This window comes from Flavobacterium psychroterrae (assembly GCF_018380615.1).
Lineage (GTDB): Bacteria > Bacteroidota > Bacteroidia > Flavobacteriales > Flavobacteriaceae > Flavobacterium > Flavobacterium psychroterrae.
In genome coordinates this window covers 1-18,696 of sequence record NZ_JAGYVZ010000002.1, presented here as the reverse complement: position 1 = coordinate 18,696, position 18,696 = coordinate 1, and the positions used below count along the sequence as shown (strand labels likewise).

Annotated in this window: 17 protein-coding genes and 1 tRNA gene; 8 read left to right on the top strand and 10 right to left on the bottom strand. The window is 33.3% G+C overall.

Annotated features, from left to right (window positions below):
- Window positions 1-34 precede the first annotated feature (34 nt).
- The 4 genes from KHA90_RS01920 to KHA90_RS01905 all read left to right on the top strand — a co-directional run bounded on the left by KHA90_RS01920 (window position 35) and on the right by KHA90_RS01905 (window position 1,951).
- Entirely contained in the window at window positions 35-433 is a 399-nt protein-coding gene (locus KHA90_RS01920; RefSeq protein WP_213294436.1) for a GNAT family N-acetyltransferase, read from the top strand.
- Window positions 433-783 (top strand): DUF4260 domain-containing protein, encoded by a 351-nt coding sequence (locus KHA90_RS01915; RefSeq protein WP_213295631.1) that lies wholly within the window; start codon window positions 433-435, stop codon window positions 781-783. Before KHA90_RS01920 ends, KHA90_RS01915 begins: the two co-directional genes overlap by 1 nt.
- A gap of 8 nt (window positions 784-791) precedes the next feature.
- The gene (locus KHA90_RS01910) at window positions 792-1,163 is read left to right on the top strand and encodes an MmcQ/YjbR family DNA-binding protein (RefSeq protein ID WP_213294434.1); all 372 of its coding nucleotides are present in this window, start codon (window positions 792-794) and stop codon (window positions 1,161-1,163) included.
- A gap of 71 nt (window positions 1,164-1,234) precedes the next feature.
- Window positions 1,235-1,951, top strand: coding sequence for a PH domain-containing protein (locus tag KHA90_RS01905; protein ID WP_213294424.1), 717 nt, complete (start codon window positions 1,235-1,237; stop codon window positions 1,949-1,951).
- 121 nt (window positions 1,952-2,072) lie between these two features.
- Here KHA90_RS01905 and KHA90_RS01900 read toward each other — a convergent pair whose 3' ends face one another.
- Window positions 2,073-3,173: a DUF4407 domain-containing protein gene (locus KHA90_RS01900; protein WP_213294421.1), complete on the bottom strand. Its 1,101-nt coding sequence runs from the start codon at window positions 3,171-3,173 to the stop codon at window positions 2,073-2,075.
- A gap of 265 nt (window positions 3,174-3,438) precedes the next feature.
- On the opposite strand from KHA90_RS01900, the gene KHA90_RS01895 reads away from it, so the two are divergent.
- Together KHA90_RS01895 and KHA90_RS01890 are read left to right on the top strand one after the other, a co-directional pair.
- A complete protein-coding gene (locus tag KHA90_RS01895) occupies window positions 3,439-6,249 on the top strand; it encodes a TonB-dependent receptor (protein WP_213294418.1) in 2,811 nt (936 codons plus the stop codon).
- A gap of 74 nt (window positions 6,250-6,323) precedes the next feature.
- The gene (locus KHA90_RS01890; RefSeq protein WP_213294415.1) at window positions 6,324-7,379 is read left to right on the top strand and encodes a phytase; all 1,056 of its coding nucleotides are present in this window, start codon (window positions 6,324-6,326) and stop codon (window positions 7,377-7,379) included.
- A 158-nt stretch (window positions 7,380-7,537) separates the two neighbouring features.
- Here the strand turns inward: KHA90_RS01890 and pckA are convergent, their stop codons facing one another.
- Complete coding sequence (gene pckA / locus KHA90_RS01885; protein WP_213294414.1) at window positions 7,538-9,142, bottom strand: phosphoenolpyruvate carboxykinase (ATP); 1,605 nt, start codon at window positions 9,140-9,142, stop codon at window positions 7,538-7,540.
- Between the two features lie 299 nt (window positions 9,143-9,441).
- A complete protein-coding gene (locus tag KHA90_RS01880) occupies window positions 9,442-9,828 on the bottom strand; it encodes a DUF423 domain-containing protein (RefSeq protein WP_213294411.1) in 387 nt (128 codons plus the stop codon).
- A 191-nt stretch (window positions 9,829-10,019) separates the two neighbouring features.
- Between KHA90_RS01880 and KHA90_RS01875 the strand changes: the two genes are divergently transcribed.
- Window positions 10,020-11,384: a saccharopine dehydrogenase family protein gene (locus KHA90_RS01875; protein WP_213294405.1), complete on the top strand. Its 1,365-nt coding sequence runs from the start codon at window positions 10,020-10,022 to the stop codon at window positions 11,382-11,384.
- 349 nt (window positions 11,385-11,733) lie between these two features.
- On the opposite strand, the gene KHA90_RS01870 is transcribed toward KHA90_RS01875, so the two are convergent.
- The 4 genes from KHA90_RS01870 to KHA90_RS01855 form a co-directional block, all read right to left on the bottom strand.
- Complete coding sequence (locus KHA90_RS01870; RefSeq protein WP_213294403.1) at window positions 11,734-12,957, bottom strand: M56 family metallopeptidase; 1,224 nt, start codon at window positions 12,955-12,957, stop codon at window positions 11,734-11,736.
- Window positions 12,954-13,325 (bottom strand): BlaI/MecI/CopY family transcriptional regulator, encoded by a 372-nt coding sequence (locus KHA90_RS01865; RefSeq protein WP_213294401.1) that lies wholly within the window; start codon window positions 13,323-13,325, stop codon window positions 12,954-12,956. The genes KHA90_RS01870 and KHA90_RS01865 overlap by 4 nt, the downstream gene beginning before the upstream one ends.
- A 203-nt stretch (window positions 13,326-13,528) precedes the next feature.
- A complete protein-coding gene (locus KHA90_RS01860; protein WP_244860231.1) occupies window positions 13,529-13,951 on the bottom strand; it encodes a toxin-antitoxin system YwqK family antitoxin in 423 nt (140 codons plus the stop codon).
- 289 nt (window positions 13,952-14,240) lie between these two features.
- Window positions 14,241-15,629, bottom strand: a complete 1,389-nt coding sequence (locus KHA90_RS01855; protein WP_213294394.1) for a dipeptidase — start codon at window positions 15,627-15,629, stop codon at window positions 14,241-14,243.
- Window positions 15,630-15,737: 108 nt separating this feature from the next.
- Between KHA90_RS01855 and KHA90_RS01850 the strand changes: the two genes are divergently transcribed.
- A tRNA-Leu gene (locus KHA90_RS01850) sits at window positions 15,738-15,819 on the top strand.
- Between the two features lie 183 nt (window positions 15,820-16,002).
- On the opposite strand, the gene KHA90_RS01845 is transcribed toward KHA90_RS01850, so the two are convergent.
- From KHA90_RS01845 to tssD, 3 genes are read right to left on the bottom strand one after another with little or no spacing between them, the layout of a single operon-like run.
- Window positions 16,003-16,476: a hypothetical protein gene (locus tag KHA90_RS01845; protein ID WP_213294392.1), complete on the bottom strand. Its 474-nt coding sequence runs from the start codon at window positions 16,474-16,476 to the stop codon at window positions 16,003-16,005.
- Entirely contained in the window at window positions 16,446-17,267 is an 822-nt protein-coding gene (locus KHA90_RS01840; protein WP_213294390.1) for a hypothetical protein, read from the bottom strand. The genes KHA90_RS01845 and KHA90_RS01840 overlap by 31 nt, the downstream gene beginning before the upstream one ends.
- A gap of 10 nt (window positions 17,268-17,277) precedes the next feature.
- Window positions 17,278-17,931: a type VI secretion system tube protein TssD gene (gene tssD / locus KHA90_RS01835; RefSeq protein ID WP_213294388.1), complete on the bottom strand. Its 654-nt coding sequence runs from the start codon at window positions 17,929-17,931 to the stop codon at window positions 17,278-17,280.
- Between the last annotated feature and the right edge of the window lie 765 nt (window positions 17,932-18,696).

The following is an 18,696-nucleotide window of genomic DNA, read 5'->3' as shown; positions in this document are numbered from 1 at the left end:
ATCTAAAATCTGAACTCTAAAATCTACAATTAAAATGATTAACGTTTCTACAGATAAAACTAAACTTGACGTTCCCTTTATACAAAACTTTTTAAAGGATATTTATTGGGCTGCGGGACGAACTATCGAGGAAGTTCAAACTACAATTGATGCTTCGGTTTGTTTTGGAATTTACTTAAACGACAAACAAATTGGCTTTGCCAGAGTAATCACAGATTATGTGGTTTTTGGTTATGTCATGGATGTTTTTATTATAGAAGAACATCGTGGAAAAGGATATTCGTCTATTTTAATTGAAGCAATGATGAACGAACCAATTCTTAAAAACATTCAAATTTGGAGATTGGCTACAACCGATGCTCATTTTTTATATCGTAAATTTGGTTTTACACAATTAGAACATCCTGAAAAATTAATGGAGAAAAAACTATGATGAAAACTGTTATTAAACTTGAAGAATTGGCCTTATTTGTTCTGGGAATTTATTTATTTAGCCTTTTAAATTTTCAATGGTGGTGGTTTTTGGTTTTAATTTTAGCTCCGGATCTTTCTATGATTGGTTATGCCTTTGGTAATAAAGCAGGCGCTTTTTTCTACAATGTCTTTCATCATAAAGGACTCGCGGTTTTGCTTTATATAACAGGTTGTTATTTGCAAATGCAAACCTTACAACTTATTGGAATTATTCTATTTTCGCATTCAGCAATGGATCGAATTTTTGGTTATGGTTTGAAATATGAAAAAGGTTTTAAATACACGCATTTAGGTGAAATTGGCAAATAAAAAATGATATGAATCTGGAAATGTATTATAAATATTGTCTTTCAAAAAAAGGATTCAGCGAACATTTTCCTTTTGACGAAGATACTTTGGTCTTTAAAGTTGGCGGTAAAATGTTTGCTTTATCCTCGTTATCTCAATGGGAAAAAAACGAGGCTTCTGTCAATTTAAAGTGTGATCCTGAACGTGCTCAGGAATTAAGAGCCGAATATGATGAGATAAAACCTGGCTTTCATATGAGTAAAGTACATTGGAACACAATTGCTCTTAACGGAAGTTTATCGACTGCTTTTGTCAAAGAATTGATCGATCATTCGTATGAATTGGTTTTCAAAAGTTTGACAAAGAAAATTCAGAATGAAATTATTGAATTAGAAAATTAGGCATTACATTTGTAACATAAGATAAAAAACTTAACCACTCAATTAATTTGCAAATTAGCAACTTATAGAACATGAAAGAACAATTTAAAAAATTTCTGAACGAAGAACAAGATCCAAAAGCGATTGAAAAAATAACTTCAAAACTCAATGATTTATTGATGAAAGGTGAAGAAGTTGGATATATTGCTGTTCAAAAAAAACCGGCAATTACTGTTTTTCCTGATAGTATTGTATTAACAAATAAAAGAATTATCATTTGTGAACCTAAAAATTTAGGTCTTTCAATGAATTTTACAGATTATACCTGGGATACTGTAGCTGGTGCTTTTGTAAAGGAAAACATTTTAGGCTCTGAATTCTCATTTAATACCAATACTGATTTATCGATTTCTATTGATTATATCCCAAAGATTCAGGCCAGAAAAATATATACTTACGCAAAAGAGCAATTAGATTTACTTAAAAATCCTGCTTTTGCCGAAACTCCAATTGTAGAAACTGCACAAATCATCGAAGAAGAAGACGATCTTGAAGATGAAGTAGAAGAAGTTGAAGCTGAAGAAGTAACGAATTATGCTGAAATTATGCCCGCTACTACTCCATCTTACACAGAAACTTATGAGCCAATTCAACAAACTCAGCCTTCAACAGGAGATCGCAAATTAAGTGATTTATCTAAAGAAGAACTTTTTGATAAACTACAGAATTATAAAAAACTTCTTGATAACGGATTAATCATGCAAGGTGAATATGATGCTTACAAAAAGGAAATATTGAGTTATATGTAATTTAGTCTGAAAGTCTAAAGTTATAAAGTCAAAAGAAAGCCCGAGATAGAAATTCTATTTCGGGCTTCTATTTTTATGTAATCCAATTGACTTTCAGACTTTCGACTTTCAGACTTTCAGACTAAAGAGTCGCTTTCTGTTTTTCCACAAAACTATGCGCCTGAAGTTCTAATAACTCCGTTGCTTTTCTGCGTTGAAGATCATACAAGCTTTTATCTTCGGCAATATCCGCATATACTTTATCATGCATTTGAGCACTTGTTTTTACCAATAATTCACGTTGGTATTTATTTTGTGTTAAAGTTGCCTTCATTGCTGTTTCGGCTTCTTCTTGTTTAAAATCGAATTCGCCTTTTGGGGCTAAAAGTTTCGCAATAATCGGAGACGTTTCTATAGCCAAAAACAACAACATGATAAAGAATGAAGGCAGCCACGGTAATTTATCCAGTGCATTAATACGCGCCATTAATCCGTCAAAACCTTCAATAATAGGCTGAGTTTGTGAAACTTTTTTATCAAGATCGGCTTGCAGTTTTTGCCCCGTTTTTTCCTTTTCGGCAATTTTAGCTTCGTTTGCTGCTTTTAAAGCTGCAAATTCTTTTAACGAAGCATCGTGTTTTTCTCGCTTCTCTTTATAAACCGGTCCTTTTCCTAGTTTTTTAGTTCCTGTAGTTCCTTCGGCTTCTGTGATATAAGTCGAGTAAAGTGCGTTTACTTCTTTTTCTTTTTTCAGAATATCATCTTTTAAAGCAGCGATTTCTGATCTGTTTTTATCTACATCTGATTTGAAATAATTACCAACTTGCTTTTTATTGGCTAATTCCATTTCGTTTTTCTCTTTCAATAAAACGGTATTGATTTCTTTTTCGAAAATTTTAATTTCCAAAGGTTTCGAAATTACAATAGCAATGATAACAGCCAACATAATTCGAGGTGTCGCTTGTAGAAATTCATCAAAAAAGCGATCTCTTTTTTTAATTGTCGAAACGATAAATCGGTCTAAATTAAAGATCAATAAACTCCATACAAAACCAAAAGCCAAAGCTGGATAAATAGAATCAAAAACAGTGAAAAGAGCATAAGCACTGGCAAGGAAAGCCATAACTGCCGTAAAGAAAACGGTGGCACCAATACCAACATATTTGGTTTGTTCGCCTTCTGAGCAGCCTTCGAGTAAGTCCCGATCAGCCCCAGAACATAGGATAAAAAATTGTTTTAACATGATTGATGATTTTTGATTGATGATTACTTCGTCAGTTCGCCCCAAGGGCTCGTGTGATAGGGCAAATTTAACGCCAAAAATTTAATTCTGAGTTAATTAGTTGATTTGTTTTTACTTGCGTTTACATTATTACAGTCTAACAAATGTTATTTTAACATTAATCTCTTCCGTTTTTTGTTGGTCAATCATAACACTACCTTAATTTTTTTCAACGTCTTTAATAACATTAAGGTTCTAGTTTCGCAACAAATCAAACTAAAACACAATGAAAAAAATTTATTTAGTAGTAACATTCATGCTCTTAGCTTTTTCGGGTTATGCTCAAAAAGCCATAATTTCAGGAAAAGTATTAGATCTTGACGACAAACTTCCTTTACCGGGAGCAATGATTCAAATTGTAGGTGAAAACAAATACACAGTTTCAGATTATAATGGTCGTTTTGAATTACTTAATATCAATGTTGGAACTTATAAAGTTGAAGTAAAATATATAGGATATACAGCCATAACACAAGAAATTATTGTAGAACAAGGCAAAAATAATGTGCTTGATTTTGCGCTTAAAACTTCAGGAACTGAGTTGAATGAAGTAGTTGTTGGAGACATTTTAAAAGGCCAGGCCAAAGCTTTGAATCAACAAAAAAATAGTAAAAACATCGGAAACATCATTTCATCTGACCAAATGGGTCGTTTTCCTGATGCCAACGTTGGTGACGCTTTAAAACGTGTTCCGGGTATCACGATGCAAAATGATCAGGGTGAAGCGCGTAACATTATTATTAGAGGTTTAGCTCCGTCGTTGAACTCGGTAACTTTAAATGGTGACCGAATTCCCTCTGCAGAAGGAGATAACAGAAACGTGCAAATGGATTTAATTCCATCTGACATGATTTCTACCATTGAAGTGAACAAAACGCTGACATCTGACATGGATGCCGATGCTATTGGAGGTTCGGTAAATTTGGTAACAAGAGCAACGCCCAATGGTGAAAGAATCTCGGCAACTCTTGCGGGTGGCTATATGCCAATTCGTGAACACGCTACTTATACAGCAGGTTTAGTTTACGGAAATCGTTTTTTAGATAATAAACTGGGTGCTGTTTTTAGTGGATCGTATAACAATGTAAATTACGGATCTGATAATATCGAAAACGAATGGGTAAAGGATGATTTTGGAAATGAATATCTTCAGGCATCAGAAATTAGAAAATACGACGTACAGCGTATTCGCCGCAGCGGATCTATAGCTTTAGACTATAAATTTGATGAGAACAACACCATTTTTGCCAATGCTATTTATAACTGGAGAGACGACAGAGAAAACCGTTTCAGAACTACTTATGATGATATCGAACCTATTTATAACGGTGAAGAAATTACTGGTTTTGAAGGTCGTGTAAAACGTCAGACAAAAGGAGGAATTGATAACAATCGTGATAAAAACAGACGATTAGAAGATCAACGTGTTCAGAATTATTCGATTCGTGGAGAGCATTTAATCAACTCAAAATTAGATTTAGACTGGTCTGCTAATTATGCAAAAGCCAGAGAATATCGTCCGGGAGAACGTTATATCGAATACCGCCAGAAAGGTCTGGAAATGACCGAAGATTTATCTGATCCAAGATTTCCTTTAATGACAACTGTTGGAGAATCTTTGGATAAATTCAAATTTGATTCGGTTACAGAAAACACAGATGAAACCAGCGAAAGTGAATTTGGCGCAAAGGTGAATATTCGTTTTCCTTTTACTATTATTCCATCAGAAAAAGGAAGATTAAGAACCGGTCTGAGACTTCGTCTAAAAGAAAAAGAAAGAAACAACAACTTCTATTCGTACGAACCTGTAAATGATGATATGGCTTTATTATCGCAAGTTCAAACAAGTAATTATGATGGTACTAACTTTAATCCGGGAAGTAAATATGTTCCGGGAAGTTTTGCGTCGGCAAATTTCTTAGGAAGTTTAGACTTAAATAATAGCACTTTATTTGATAAATCATCAAATCCTGAAGAATTTTTAGCGGTAAATTATAATGCCAAAGAAAGTATTTATGCAGCTTATGTACGATGGGATCAGGATTTTAATGATAAATTATCTATGGTTCTAGGTTTCAGAGTTGAAAATACCCATATTGATTACACAGGAAATCGTGTATTAGATGAAGAAGAATTAGAAAGCCAAATCAACACTAAAAACTCCTATACTAATTTATTACCAAGTATTACATTGCAATATAATGCTACAAAAGATTTAGTTTTAAGGGCTGCTGCTACAACTGCATTGGCAAGACCAAATTATTACGCATTAGCTCCTTACGTAAACAATATTGCTGCTGACAAGGAAATTACAGCCGGAAATCCGGATCTTGATGCCACATATTCATACAATTATGATTTCATGGCCGAGAATTATTTCAAGTCTGTTGGTTTAATTTCAGGAGGTATTTTCTACAAAAGATTAGATAATTTCATTTACAATTATAGCGACAATCAATATACCGATGCAAAATTTGCTGCTGATTTTCCAACTCAGACTAACCCAATTCCGGCAGGTGAAAACTGGTCGTTTTTACAATCAAGAAACGGAGATACAGTTGATGTATATGGTTTTGAATTTGCTTTTCAGCGTCAGTTAGATTTTCTTCCGGGGAAATTTCTTAAAGGATTTGGTATCTATTTGAATTATACTTACACAAAATCAAAAGCTAAAGGAATTGCTGATGAAGACGGAAATGAAAGAAATAATATTAGTCTTCCGGGAACAACGCCACATATGTTTAACGGATCATTATCTTGGGAAAACAAACGTTTTTCTGCGAGAGTTTCAACAAACTTTACTTCAGATTATTTAGATGAATTAGGTTCAGAATCTTACAAAGACAGTTATTACGACAAACAATTTTTCTTAGATGCAAATGCTTCTTTCAAAATTACACCAAAACTTCGTCTTTTTGCCGAAGCCAACAATTTAACTAATCAGCCTTTACGTTACTATCAGGGAGTTGAAGCGCACACTAAACAAGCAGAATATTACCAAGCCCGATACAATTTTGGTTTGAAACTTGACTTGTAATAATCAATTTATAAAATTCTTAAATTAGACAGGACTTTGCGGTTCTGTCTAATTTTATTCAAATCAAATCCATAATGAAAAATAAATCTCTTATAGCTTTTTTACTTTTAAGTACTTTAATTATTGCTTGTAAAGATGATAAATTGGCGCCAATTGCTGTAAATGCAGTAAAACCAACTGTTGTTACCGAAGCTTTGCCACACGATACTGACGATCCCTCTATCTGGATTCACCCAACAGATGCTTCAAAAAGTATAATTGTGGGAACTGATAAAGATACTGATGGAGGTTTGTACGCTTTTGATTTAAAAGGAAAAATCATTGCAAAATCAGAAGTTTTAAAACGCCCCAACAATGTTGATATCGCTTACGGTCTAATAATCGACGGAAAAAAAGTTGACGTTGCTGTAACTACTGAACGTGAATCAAACAAAATCAGAATTTTTAGTTTGCCTGATCTAAAGGCAATTGACAATGGTGGAATTTCAGTTTTTGATGGTGAAGAATTACGTGACCCAATGGGAATTGCTTTGTACACACGCCCAAGCGACCATAAAATTTTTGCTATCGTAGGAAGAAAATCAGGACCATCAGGAAGTTATTTATGGCAATATGAACTTTCCGGAAATGGAAAATTTGCTATAGCAAAAGTTGTTAGGAAATTTGGCGCTTACAGCGGAAAGAAAGAAATAGAAGCGATTGCCGTTGATAACGAATTAGGAACTATTTTGTATTGCGACGAACAATTCGGAATCAGAAAATACAAAGCTGATCCTGCTTTAAATGACAACAAAGAACTGGCTCTTTTTGGAAAAACCGGTTTTAAAGCTGATAACGAAGGAATTGCTATTTACAAAAAAACAGATTCTACGGGATATATTTTAGTATCGAATCAGCAAGCCAATACTTTTATGGTGTATCCTAGAGAAGGTTCAAAAGGCAATCCAAACGAGTATCCTTTATTAGCCGAAATCCCAACATCAACAATTGAATGTGATGGTGCAGATGTTACAAATATCAATTTGGGAGGAAATTTCAAAAACGGACTTTTCGTAGCCATGAGCAACGGAATGACGTTTCATTATTATGCCTGGGATTTAATGCAGAAACGTATCGACGCTAAGAAATAGTTTTCAGTCTCAGTCGCAGTTTTCAATTTCTTAACTGAGACTGGAAACTGAGACTGAAAATTGAGACTGAAAACTGAAACTGTGACTGGAAACTGAGACATAACAAAAAAGCTGTTCATCACTGAACAGCTTTTTTTAATTTGAATTAGTAATCTTCCTTATTCTGTAATCGGTGCGCCGGCTAGAATTTCAGCATTGGCAAACTCTTCAAATTTGGCAAAATTAGCTTTGAATTTCTGAGCCAATTCGATTGCTTTTTTATCGTATAACTCAGGATCTTCCCAAGTATTTCTAGGATTTAAAATTTCACTTGGAACATTAGGGCAAGATTGTGGTTTTGCGATTCCAAATACTGCATGATTTTTAAATTCTACATTATCCAATTCTCCGTTTAATGCAGCGGTAATCATGGCGCGGGTATATTTTAGTTTCATACGGCTTCCTGTTCCGTAGGCTCCACCTGTCCAACCTGTGTTGATTAACCAAACTTTTACATCTGCGTCTTTCATTTTTTTCGTTAGCATTTCAGCATAACGCGTTGGGTGTAATGGCATAAATGGTGCGCCAAAACAAGCCGAAAAATTAGGTTGTGGTTCTGTAACTCCTGCTTCTGTTCCTGCAACTTTTGCTGTATATCCTGAGATAAAATGATATGCTGCCTGACCTGGAGTTAGTTTTGAGATTGGAGGCAAAATTCCGAAAGAATCTGCTGTTAAGAAAAATATATTTTTTGGATTATGACCAATAGATCCTGGCTGAATATTATCAATATGTATTATTGGGTAACTTACACGTGTATTTTGAGTGATTGAAACATCATCATAATCAACTTCGTTTGTTCCTGCTTTGAAAACCACATTTTCTAAAAGAGCTCCTTTTTTGATCGCTCTAAAAATGTCCGGTTCGTTTTCTTCAGATAAATTGATCACTTTTGCATAGCAACCGCCTTCGAAGTTAAAAACCGTATTTTCTGAAGTCCAACCATGTTCATCGTCTCCAATTAATTTACGTGCAGGATCCGCTGATAAAGTTGTTTTTCCTGTTCCTGATAATCCGAAGAAAATTGCTGTATCTCCCCCTTCACCAACATTGGCACTGCAATGCATTGGCAATGTATTTTCAAAAACCGGTAAAATGAAATTTAAAGCAGAGAAAATCCCTTTCTTCATTTCTCCTGTATAACCTGTTCCGCCAATAAGTGCTACTTTTTTAGTAAAATCCAAAATAGCAAAGTTAGACTGGCGCGTTCCGTCTACAGCAGGATCTGCCATAAAACTTGGAGCACAAATTACAGTCCATTCCGGTGTAAAATTAGCTAATTCCGATTCTTCCGGTCTTAAAAACATATTGTAGCAAAACAAGTTTGACCACGCAGTTTCTGTAACTACACGAACATTTAATCTATAATTGGCATCAGAACAAACATAAGAGTCACGAACAAAAACTTCTTTGTTTGATAAAAACTGAGTTACCTTATTATATAGTTTCTCAAAAGCTTCAGATGAAAACGGAATATTTACATTTCCCCACCAAACTTTGTCCTCTGTAATACTGTCTTTTACAATAAAACGATCCTGAGGAGAACGTCCTGTAAATTCACCCGTATTAATTGCCAATGCGCCTGTAGAATTCTCAACACCTTGGCCTGATTGCAAAGTGATCGCATGCAATTCATCAGCAGATAATTGGTAACGAACTTTTGCATTTTCAATTCCTAATTTATTTAACGAAATCGATTGCGTGAAAACTGTGTGACTGTCCATAAATTTTTAGTTGTGTGTGATAATTTATAAGATGCAAAATTATAGATTTATTATTAATCATCTAAAAATATTTAGATTTTACTTTTATTTATATCAATAAAGTAAAATCTGACCTTTAAATTAGTAAAACAAAAAAATAACCGCCTCTAATTTGTTTTCTTATAATCCAGTATGTGAATTTGTTATATTATTTACCCATTAAAGCAAAAAACAAAATAAATTCACATAAATAAGATTATATGTTATTTATGAGACAAAATTAAAGATTAATTTTTAGATAGAATTTTTTATTCGGCATTTTATGATTTTTTCCTAAAAATTGTGACAAATAATACTGCCCAAGCAATAATTAATAGAAATCCTCCCAAAGGAGTTGCGAATACGATAATTTTAAAATCGAATAATGTAAGACTTTTAGTTGCTAATAAATAGATTGATCCACTAAACAGAATTACGCCTGAAACAACTAAATTATAGATTGTTTTAACCGTCTTTTCGGCAATGTCTTTTCTGGTAGAAAGAAAAAGTAAAAACAAGGCGTGATACATTTGATAACGAACACCAACTTCAAAAGTATTTAACTCTTCAACGGCTAAATATTTCTTTAGCAAATGCGCGCCAAAAGCACCAAAAATGATGGAGATCATTCCCATAAAAGCTCCTGCTAAAACAATTTTTCTTTTCATGTTTTCTATACTTTATTTCTTCAGCAAAAATACTTCAATACATTTTAAAAAGCATTTTAGTTTTCAAAAAACTTTTACGGAAAAAGAAATTCATTGTGTTTTGGCTTCAAAATAAAAAATAATGCATTTTTACAAAATTAAAATTGTTACATATTTAACAATTTAATATATTTGTGTTATATATTTAAAATATGAGAAGCATTTTAATCATTGGAGCCGGTAGATCTGCCTCGTCGCTGATACGTTATTTACTATCAAAATCAGAAGCTGAAAATCTACATCTTATTGTAGCGGATTTATCTTTGGCTTTAGCCGAAAAAAAGACACAGAATCACCCGAATGCGACTCCAATTGCTTTGAATATTTTTGATACGGGCGAAAGAAAATCGGCTATTGAAAAAGCCTCTATAGTAATCTCGATGTTGCCTGCTCATTTACATATCGAAATTGCAAAAGATTGTCTTGAATTCAAAAAACATCTTGTTACCGCATCTTATATTAGTGATGCGATGCAAGGACTTGATGAAGAGGTTAAGAAAAGCAATTTAATTTTCATGAATGAAATTGGTCTTGATCCAGGAATCGATCATATGAGTGCCATGAAAGTTATTGACGAGATTAGAGAAAAAGGCGGCAATATGTTGCTTTTTGAATCTTTTTGCGGCGGATTAGTAGCTCCGGAATGTGACAACAATTTATGGAATTACAAATTTACATGGGCACCTAGAAACGTGGTTTTAGCGGGACAAGGCGGCGCAGCAAAATTTATTCAGGAAGGCACTTATAAATATATCCCATACGGAACGGTTTTTCGCAGAACTGAATTTCTTGAAGTGGAAGGTTACGGAAAATTCGAAGCGTATTCTAACCGCGATTCGCTTAAATACAGATCGATTTATGGTTTAGATGATATCCTGACTTTATATCGCGGAACAATTAGAAGAGTGGGATATTCAAAAGCTTGGAATATGTTTGTGCAATTAGGCATGACCGATGATAGTTATATCATGGAAGGTTCTGAAAACATGAGTTATCGTGAGTTTGTGAATTCGTTTTTACCTTATCATCCAACAGATTCTGTAGAAATCAAAACCAGACTGATTTTAAAAATTGATCAGGATGATATTATGTGGGATAAACTTTTGGAATTAGATTTATTTAATCCGGACAAAAAGGTGAATTTGCCAAACGCAACTCCGGCACAAATATTAGAAAAAATATTATCAGACAGTTGGACTTTAGAACCCAACGATAAGGATATGATTGTCATGTATCACAAATTTGGATACATATTAAATGGCAAAAAACAGCAAATAGATTCAAAAATGGTTTGTACCGGCGACGATCAAACTTATACCGCAATGGCAAAAACCGTTGGATTACCGGTTGCAATGGCGACATTATTGATTTTAAACGGAAAAATCACAACTCCAGGCGTACAACTTCCTATAAAAAAAGAAGTGTATTTACCTATTTTACAGGAGTTAGAAGAATATGGGGTTATTTTTAATGAACAGGAAATGCCTTATTTTGGATATAATCCAGACCTTTTTTAGGCTCTGGTTTTGTTAGTTTTTTAGAATTTTTTTTTTAGTTTTTTATTTATCCGCTTCTACATTTTAGAAGCGGATTTTTTTTTAAAAAGGTTCAGTGCAGAGGAACAAAGGTTCAAAGGTTTTTTTGTTTCAAGTTTCAAGTTTGCTGAATGTTGAATAGACTCCAGCTTTAGCTGGGGTTTAATAAAGAATAACAGGAAATGGCTTTAGCCAAATAAACACATCTGCTGATTAAAATTTCGGCTAAGCCAATTCTTCCCATAAAAAAACTCCAGCAAAAGCTGGAGCCTATTCATCCTTAAAAGAAACCTTTGAACCTTTGTTCCTCTAAACCTCTGAACCTTTTTTTTTACTTTTCAGGCTGAATCGTAATTGGCAAACTATACATTACTCGAACGGCTTTTCCTTTTTGAGTGGCAGCGATCCATTTTGGGGAAAGTTTCAGGACTCGAATTGCTTCATTACCTATTCCGTAACCGGCATCTTTTAGAATTGTAATATCTGATAAACTTCCGTCTTTTTCAATAATAAATTGCATATTGGTTTTACCTTCAATCTTATTGTTACCAACTTCTTTTGGCATTTTAAAGTTTTTGCCAACAAACATATAGAACTCTGCAATACCGCCTGGGAATTCAGGCATTTTTTCAACATCGGCTAATTCATAAAGGTCTTTGTCCTTAACTTCGGCTTTGTTTGTCACTTTTTGGGCAATCGATTTTGTACTAAAGGCAATCAATAATACAGCCGAAATAACACCAACACTACATACTTTAAATACAATTTTAATCGGGGATTCTTTTTTGGTCATCATCAGTAAACGTTTTTTAGTTATTAAATAATTAATATTGCTTGCCAGAGCAATAGTGGTTGTATTGGATGCAAAGTCAAGTAATAAATTTTGATAATTTCTAACAGAATTAAACTGCTTATTTACAGCTTCATCTGCAAGAAATTCGTGATTGAGTTTAATCGATTTTTTATAAAGCAAAAGCAACGGATTGAACCAAAATACAATTTGCAAAACTTCGATAAAAAGAATATCTAAAGTATGTTTTTGCTTTAAATGTGCTTTTTCATGCGCTATTAATTCTGACGGGATTTTTCCGTTTTCGAATTCATTTTTATTGATGAAAATGGATTTCCAAAACGAATGCGGCAAAATAGATTCTTCGGTTAAAATTATTTTTTCTCCGTTTATAAATTGCGTTTCATTGTTCTTTATTCTCTTATGAAATGAATACAAATTAAACACAAACCGAATCATCAACAACAAAACCATAAAAGTGTAAACAACTCCAGTTAAAACAATTATAAAATCATTTATTGAAATCATTTCTATATTTTGATTGTTTTTCTGAATTACCAATTCGTCCAGTTGAATCAATCCAATTTTATCTGAAAATGCCGCACCAAACGAAATAATCTGCAACGGAATCATGAAACTAAAAACCAAACTCGCCAACAGATAAGCGCGATTAAAACGAAACATTTTCTCGTTTTCTAATGCTAATTTATATACTGCATAAAAAATCAAAAGCAGTATTCCTGATTTTAAAAGATAGAGTATCATTTTTTCTTTTTTTGAATTTCTAAATCGATTATTTTCCTGAGTTCTTCTAATTCTGAAGTTGACAAATTGGTTTCTTTTGTAAAAAAAGAAGCAAATTGTGACGCCGAATTATTAAAGAAACTGCTAATTAATCCGTTTACATGTTTAGAGAAATAAACGGTTTTTTCGACCAAAGGATAATATTCCCTTGAATTCCCGAATTCGTTATACGCGACGAATTTCTTGTCGATCATTCGTTTCAAAAGCGTTGCAACGGTTGTTGTAGCGGGTTTTGGTTCTGGATATGCTTGAAGCAAATCTTTCATAAAAGCTTTTTCAAGCTTCCAGAGATGTTCCATTAATTGTTCTTCTGAGTTTGATAGTTGCATGTTTTTATTTTTGATGTTCTGAGTTGCTGAGATGCTAAGATTCTAAGGTTTTTTGCCACGAATTACACTAATTTTCTCGAATTTTGATTATTTATGCCTTCTTGCGTCTTACTTCTTTATTCTTGCGTCTTGTTTCTTACTTCTTACTTCTTAATACTAAAAAAAATCCGCGTCAATCCGTTTAATCCATAAAAACCCGTGGGCTAATCTATTTTTTGTTCCGAGATCAAATCGCCATTATTATACTTTTTGACTTCAATTAATTTTCCTTTATCCGAATAAAATTTCCAATCTCCGAAATAGAACCAATGGGTTTCTTTTGAATTAGTTTCCATTTTTGTTTTCCCAGTTGATTGAACTTTTCCGTTTTCATAATAATATTTAACCGTACAGATTCCGTTTTTGTATTTCTCTGTTTTGTAGATTTTTCCTCCAATGAAGGATTTCCACTTTTTTACTGGTTCATCGTGCTTGTAATATTCAAACGATTTGTATCTGACATTATCTTGCGTATAGTCGTCAACCCAGACCCCTTCTTTTTTATGATCGATCTTCTGATTGATGGGTTTGCTTTTACAGCCAAAAAGCATCACTCCGAAAAAAAATATTACAAACAGATAACGCATACTTTCTTTTTTTTGTTTCTACATTTATAGATGTCGCTCTACAAATATAGAGATTAATTTTTATTATGCAAGTTTTTTTTTTAAAAGGCTCTGAGGGACTAAGTCGCTAAGGACCTAAGGTTTTCTCAGCCACGAAGATTCAAAGACACAAAATTTTTGAAACAAAAAAAATCCGCTCATTTATGAACGGATTTATATATTTGAAATTAATCTTTGTCAGAATTCTAAACTTTGACAAAGAGCTGAAATCTAAAAAACTTTGTGTCTTAAAGCCTTCTTGGCAAAACTATTACTTAGAAAGTTCTACAAAATATTTGTAAAACAACGGAATAGTTTCGATTCCTTTTAAGTAATTGAAGATTCCAAAATGTTCGTTTGGTGAATGAATTGCATCAGAATCCAAACCAAAGCCCATAAGAATGGTTTTGCTTTTGAGTTCTTTTTCGAACAAAGCAACAATAGGAATACTTCCGCCTGAACGAACCGGAATTGCCGGAACTCCAAAAGTTTCTGTATAAGCCATGTTTGCGGCTTTGTAACCAATGCTGTCAATTGGCGTAACATAACCTTGTCCGCCATGATGAGGCGTTACTTTTACCGTAACTCCTGCTGGTGCAATATTGGTGAAATGTTTTGTGAACAATTCTGTGATTTCATGCCAATCCTGATTTGGAACCAAACGCATAGAGATTTTTGCGAAAGCTTTGCTTGCAATCACCGTTTTTGCTCCTTCGCCCTGATATCCGCCCCAGATTCCGTTTACGTCTAATGTTGGACGAATCGAGTTGCGTTCGTTTGTTACATATCCTTTTTCGCCGTAAACATCGTTTAAAGCCAATGCATTTTTATATTTTTCTAAGCTGAAAGGTGCTTTTGCCATTTCGGCTCTTTCCTCTGCAGATAATTCCTGAACTTTATCGTAGAAACCCGGAATGGTAATATGATTGTCTTCGTCATGCAAAGAAGCGATCATTTTTGCCAAAACATTAATGGGGTTCGCTACTGCTCCACCGTATAAACCTGAATGTAAATCACGATTAGGACCTGTAACTTCAACCTCAACATAACTCAAACCACGTAAACCTGTCGTGATCGACGGTTGTTGGTTCGAGATCATTCCGGTATCTGAAATAAGAATTACGTCGTTTTTCAGTTTCTCCTGATTGCGTTCTACAAACCAGGCTAAACTTGCCGAACCTACTTCTTCTTCGCCTTCAATCATGAATTTTACGTTACAAGGCAAAGTATTAGTTTGCACCATAAGCTCTAAAGCTTTTACGTGCATATACATTTGTCCTTTATCATCACAAGCTCCACGAGCGAAGATTGCGCCTTCGGGATGAATTTCGGTTTTTTTGATTACTGGTTCAAATGGTGGCGAAGTCCATAATTCGATTGGATCCGGTGGTTGAACGTCATAATGACCGTAAACTAAAACGGTAGGTAAATTTGGGTCGATAATTTTCTCTCCGTAGATGATTGGATAACCCGGAGTATCGCAAATTTCGACTAAATCGCAGCCTGCTTTTGATAAACTTTCCTTAACAGCCTCGGCAGTATCAATAACATCTTGCGAATATGCAGTGTCAGCACTTACCGACGGAATTTTTAATAATTCGATCAATTCATTGATAAACCGATCTTTATGTTGTTGAACATATGACTTTATATTTTCCATTTATGTGATTTTTATAGAATTTCAAAAATACAAAAAATAGAATTAATATTTTTTTACAAAAATGCTTTGAAAATTAGAAGTTATGTTTATCTTTGCACCCACAATTGAGCGGATATGGTGAAATTGGTAGACATGCCAGACTTAGGATCTGGTGCCGCAAGGCGTGTAGGTTCGAGTCCTATTATCCGCACTTTATAATAAATTAAAACCCTTAAAATCAATATTTTAAGGGTTTTTTATTTTATTTTTTGCCGAATTTTTGCCGAAAGTTTAGCTTTTTTTATGAGCAAAGCCATATTCTACAGAAAAAGTAAATATTGATCTTTTCGAGCTTTACTTTATGTTAATCATTAACTGTTACTATAATATTTTTTTACTTTTCACACATTTTTACCCTAATAGTATCTTTTTTAAAAACCAAGCCCACGTCGCCTTGTATTGCTTTTTTAATTTCTTCGGGTGTCCATCGATGTCTATTCTTGTTAGGGCTATGTGCAAAAAGTACAGTTAATATTTTGAATGAAAATATATTTTTTTTCTCTGTAAATTGTCTTCCTATTTCAAATGGCTCTAAATGAACAAAATCACTATATTGCTTATCTAAATTATACATGACAATATCATTTAATTTTCCCGATTTAATTTTTTTAGATATTATAGTGTCTTCAATTTTAATCGTAAAATTTACAGTTGGCGAGCCTAATGAATGTTTATCTTCATGATACCAAATTTGATTAACACAAACGATTGGTTTAGTCACCTCTACTGTCTTATTATTACAAGACGTAACTAACAAAAATATAATAATCAACTCTGTTATAAGGTTATATTTTTTCCTTCTTTCCATCCTTTTAAATTTTTATATTGTTCAATATCTCCTTTTGCTTTTATGAAATCTGATTCATATTTCATTTTCAAATTCATCATTGATACCATTGCATTTCTAAAACCAATAGAAACATATTTCCAGTTTTTATCAACAAATGCCTGATGTCTATATGCGACATCTTCAAAATATTCATCATCATAAAATTTCACACCTAATCTTCTTAATTCTTCTAAGTGTTTATGTTCATGAGCGCAAACACTCATTATGTCATACCCTGTGTCAAAATTCAAGCCTATGTGTCCATAAACTATCCTGATATCTGCTTCTTTATCTTTCAAGTATTCAGAATTCGGAGTGACTCCTCCAAATTTAGTAACAGCGTATCCAGTGTTAGAAGGGTCATTTGTCGCATCAGTAATGGTTTTGTACTTCAACTCGTTTAAGTTGTAGCCTGCCTCTGTATAATAATGGTTATAAACGTTTTCAGCAACATTAGTTCTTGTTTGAAAGGATAAATCAGTTATCATAGTGCCGTATTTTGTTCCTGCTCTTAAATTTACAATATTTCCTGTTCCTGTAAATGAAACTTGTTTGTCGAAGAAGTCTTCGGGAATGTTACTCATAGAATATGGCATTGCTAAAGAATCACGACCAATAATATAAATTTTTTTCTGGCTATTGGCAGTTGAGCCTAAATAATTCCCTTGCATGTCAAAATAATCGCCATCGACATTTGGGGTAATTTTCAATGTTACGTGTTGAAAACTTGTATCTCCGTTAACTGATTTAATTCTAAAAGTTCTATCCATTTGATTGATTTTATACGGTTTGTATTGTTACTTCTTCTTTTAGTTCTGCAATACCTTCAGCATTTACTTCTCCACTATAGGTAATTTCTTTAGTATCGGTTTTAAGGTCTTTGCCGTTTGCTTCATCAACTATTATAGTAATTGTCTCTCCCTGTTTGTAATTTTCGGTTTTCACCATAAGACTTGCTCTTTCACCAATGCCCGCTTCCTTTATAGAATTTTTCATTTTTGCGCACATCCAAGTTATCTCTGTGATTTTTTTCTCAGGCTCTTGCTGTAGTGCCTTTTTAGGCGGTGCAATCACTTCTTTTGCAACTTCTTGTCTAGGTTCAGATATTGTTATCATTTGACGCATCGGCAAAGTACCGTTAGCTTCAAACTTTTCATGATGTGAAATACAATACGCTTTCTTAAATTCTACCTCTTTGAATCTACTCATTCCGTCAGGCTTGTAAAACGTAATAATACCGTTCTTTACTTCATTACCTAGCGCCCATTGCAAAAGAGCGCTACTACTGTCTGATTCAATTGTTAAATCAATTAACCATCCTGTAGGCTCTCCAAAAGGTTTTCCTGTGCTATCGAGTCGTTGTGTGGACTTGTAGTCAAATGCAAGTAACCTGTATTCGATATTGTCTAATTTTAATATTCCTAAAGCAGCCATATTTTTATTATATCAAGTATTTAAAATCAAATTCATTTTTTCAAATATAATAATGTTTTTCATACAAAAAAATAAAACGCTATTATTTAAGACTTAGGTAATTTCTCATGATTAAAAATATCACTCAAAATAAAATTGTAAAAATAAACCCACTAAACAGATGGTTTTGTCTAATGGGCTAGTTTTTAATAGATAGCATTTTGTTATTTTGATTGAAAAACAATTTTAAGACAGTTTCTTACTTAAAAAAGATTTGATCTTTATGACTTCTAACAACTTGCTTAAAAAGCTTTATTTTACTTCATTGACAATTAAAAAAACTCAGAAAACAAAATGTAGATTTATTTTGAGAAATTTTCAAGCTTCAGTATTTCCTGGCGCGCACTAAAATCTACTTTTTTAACAGAAAAAAATAAAAGCTTAGAAATCTTAAACGGGCAAAATCGAAAACCTACAAACCTACACAACCTACACGTTTTGTAAATCAACAAGTTAACTCAAAAAACAAGCTAAATTGTGTAGGTTTGTGTAGGTTTACGTTTTTTCGAAAATACACCGACCTACACAAACCTACACTTATACTACACCTTTTTATATAATTATTAAATTTAACATACTGACTATAAATACAATAATAGCTAATACAATATGTGTAGGTTGTGTAGGTTGAGAAAAACGAAGTTTTCAAAAAAGCATAGGCAATAGGCAAAAAAACCTTTTATTTTTCCTGTTTTCAATTTTATGGAATAGTATTCATATAATGAA

Coding starts and splice junctions, on each gene's coding strand:
- KHA90_RS01870 (WP_213294403.1), bottom strand. CDS start 12,957: ATGATACTCTATCTTTTAAAATCAGGAATACTGCTTTTGATTTTTTAT.
- KHA90_RS01855 (WP_213294394.1), bottom strand. CDS start 15,629: ATGGAAAATATAAAGTCATATGTTCAACAACATAAAGATCGGTTTATC.
- KHA90_RS01875 (WP_213294405.1), top strand. CDS start 10,020: ATGAGAAGCATTTTAATCATTGGAGCCGGTAGATCTGCCTCGTCGCTG.
- KHA90_RS01840 (WP_213294390.1), bottom strand. CDS start 17,267: ATGGATAGAACTTTTAGAATTAAATCAGTTAACGGAGATACAAGTTTT.
- KHA90_RS01880 (WP_213294411.1), bottom strand. CDS start 9,828: ATGAAAAGAAAAATTGTTTTAGCAGGAGCTTTTATGGGAATGATCTCC.
- tssD (WP_213294388.1), bottom strand. CDS start 17,931: ATGGCTGCTTTAGGAATATTAAAATTAGACAATATCGAATACAGGTTA.
- pckA (WP_213294414.1), bottom strand. CDS start 9,142: ATGGACAGTCACACAGTTTTCACGCAATCGATTTCGTTAAATAAATTA.
- KHA90_RS01910 (WP_213294434.1), top strand. CDS start 792: ATGAATCTGGAAATGTATTATAAATATTGTCTTTCAAAAAAAGGATTC.
- KHA90_RS01915 (WP_213295631.1), top strand. CDS start 433: ATGAAAACTGTTATTAAACTTGAAGAATTGGCCTTATTTGTTCTGGGA.
- KHA90_RS01865 (WP_213294401.1), bottom strand. CDS start 13,325: ATGCAACTATCAAACTCAGAAGAACAATTAATGGAACATCTCTGGAAG.
- KHA90_RS01900 (WP_213294421.1), bottom strand. CDS start 3,173: ATGTTAAAACAATTTTTTATCCTATGTTCTGGGGCTGATCGGGACTTA.
- KHA90_RS01895 (WP_213294418.1), top strand. CDS start 3,439: ATGAAAAAAATTTATTTAGTAGTAACATTCATGCTCTTAGCTTTTTCG.
- KHA90_RS01920 (WP_213294436.1), top strand. CDS start 35: ATGATTAACGTTTCTACAGATAAAACTAAACTTGACGTTCCCTTTATA.
- KHA90_RS01860 (WP_244860231.1), bottom strand. CDS start 13,951: ATGCGTTATCTGTTTGTAATATTTTTTTTCGGAGTGATGCTTTTTGGC.
- KHA90_RS01845 (WP_213294392.1), bottom strand. CDS start 16,476: ATGGAAAGAAGGAAAAAATATAACCTTATAACAGAGTTGATTATTATA.
- KHA90_RS01905 (WP_213294424.1), top strand. CDS start 1,235: ATGAAAGAACAATTTAAAAAATTTCTGAACGAAGAACAAGATCCAAAA.
- KHA90_RS01890 (WP_213294415.1), top strand. CDS start 6,324: ATGAAAAATAAATCTCTTATAGCTTTTTTACTTTTAAGTACTTTAATT.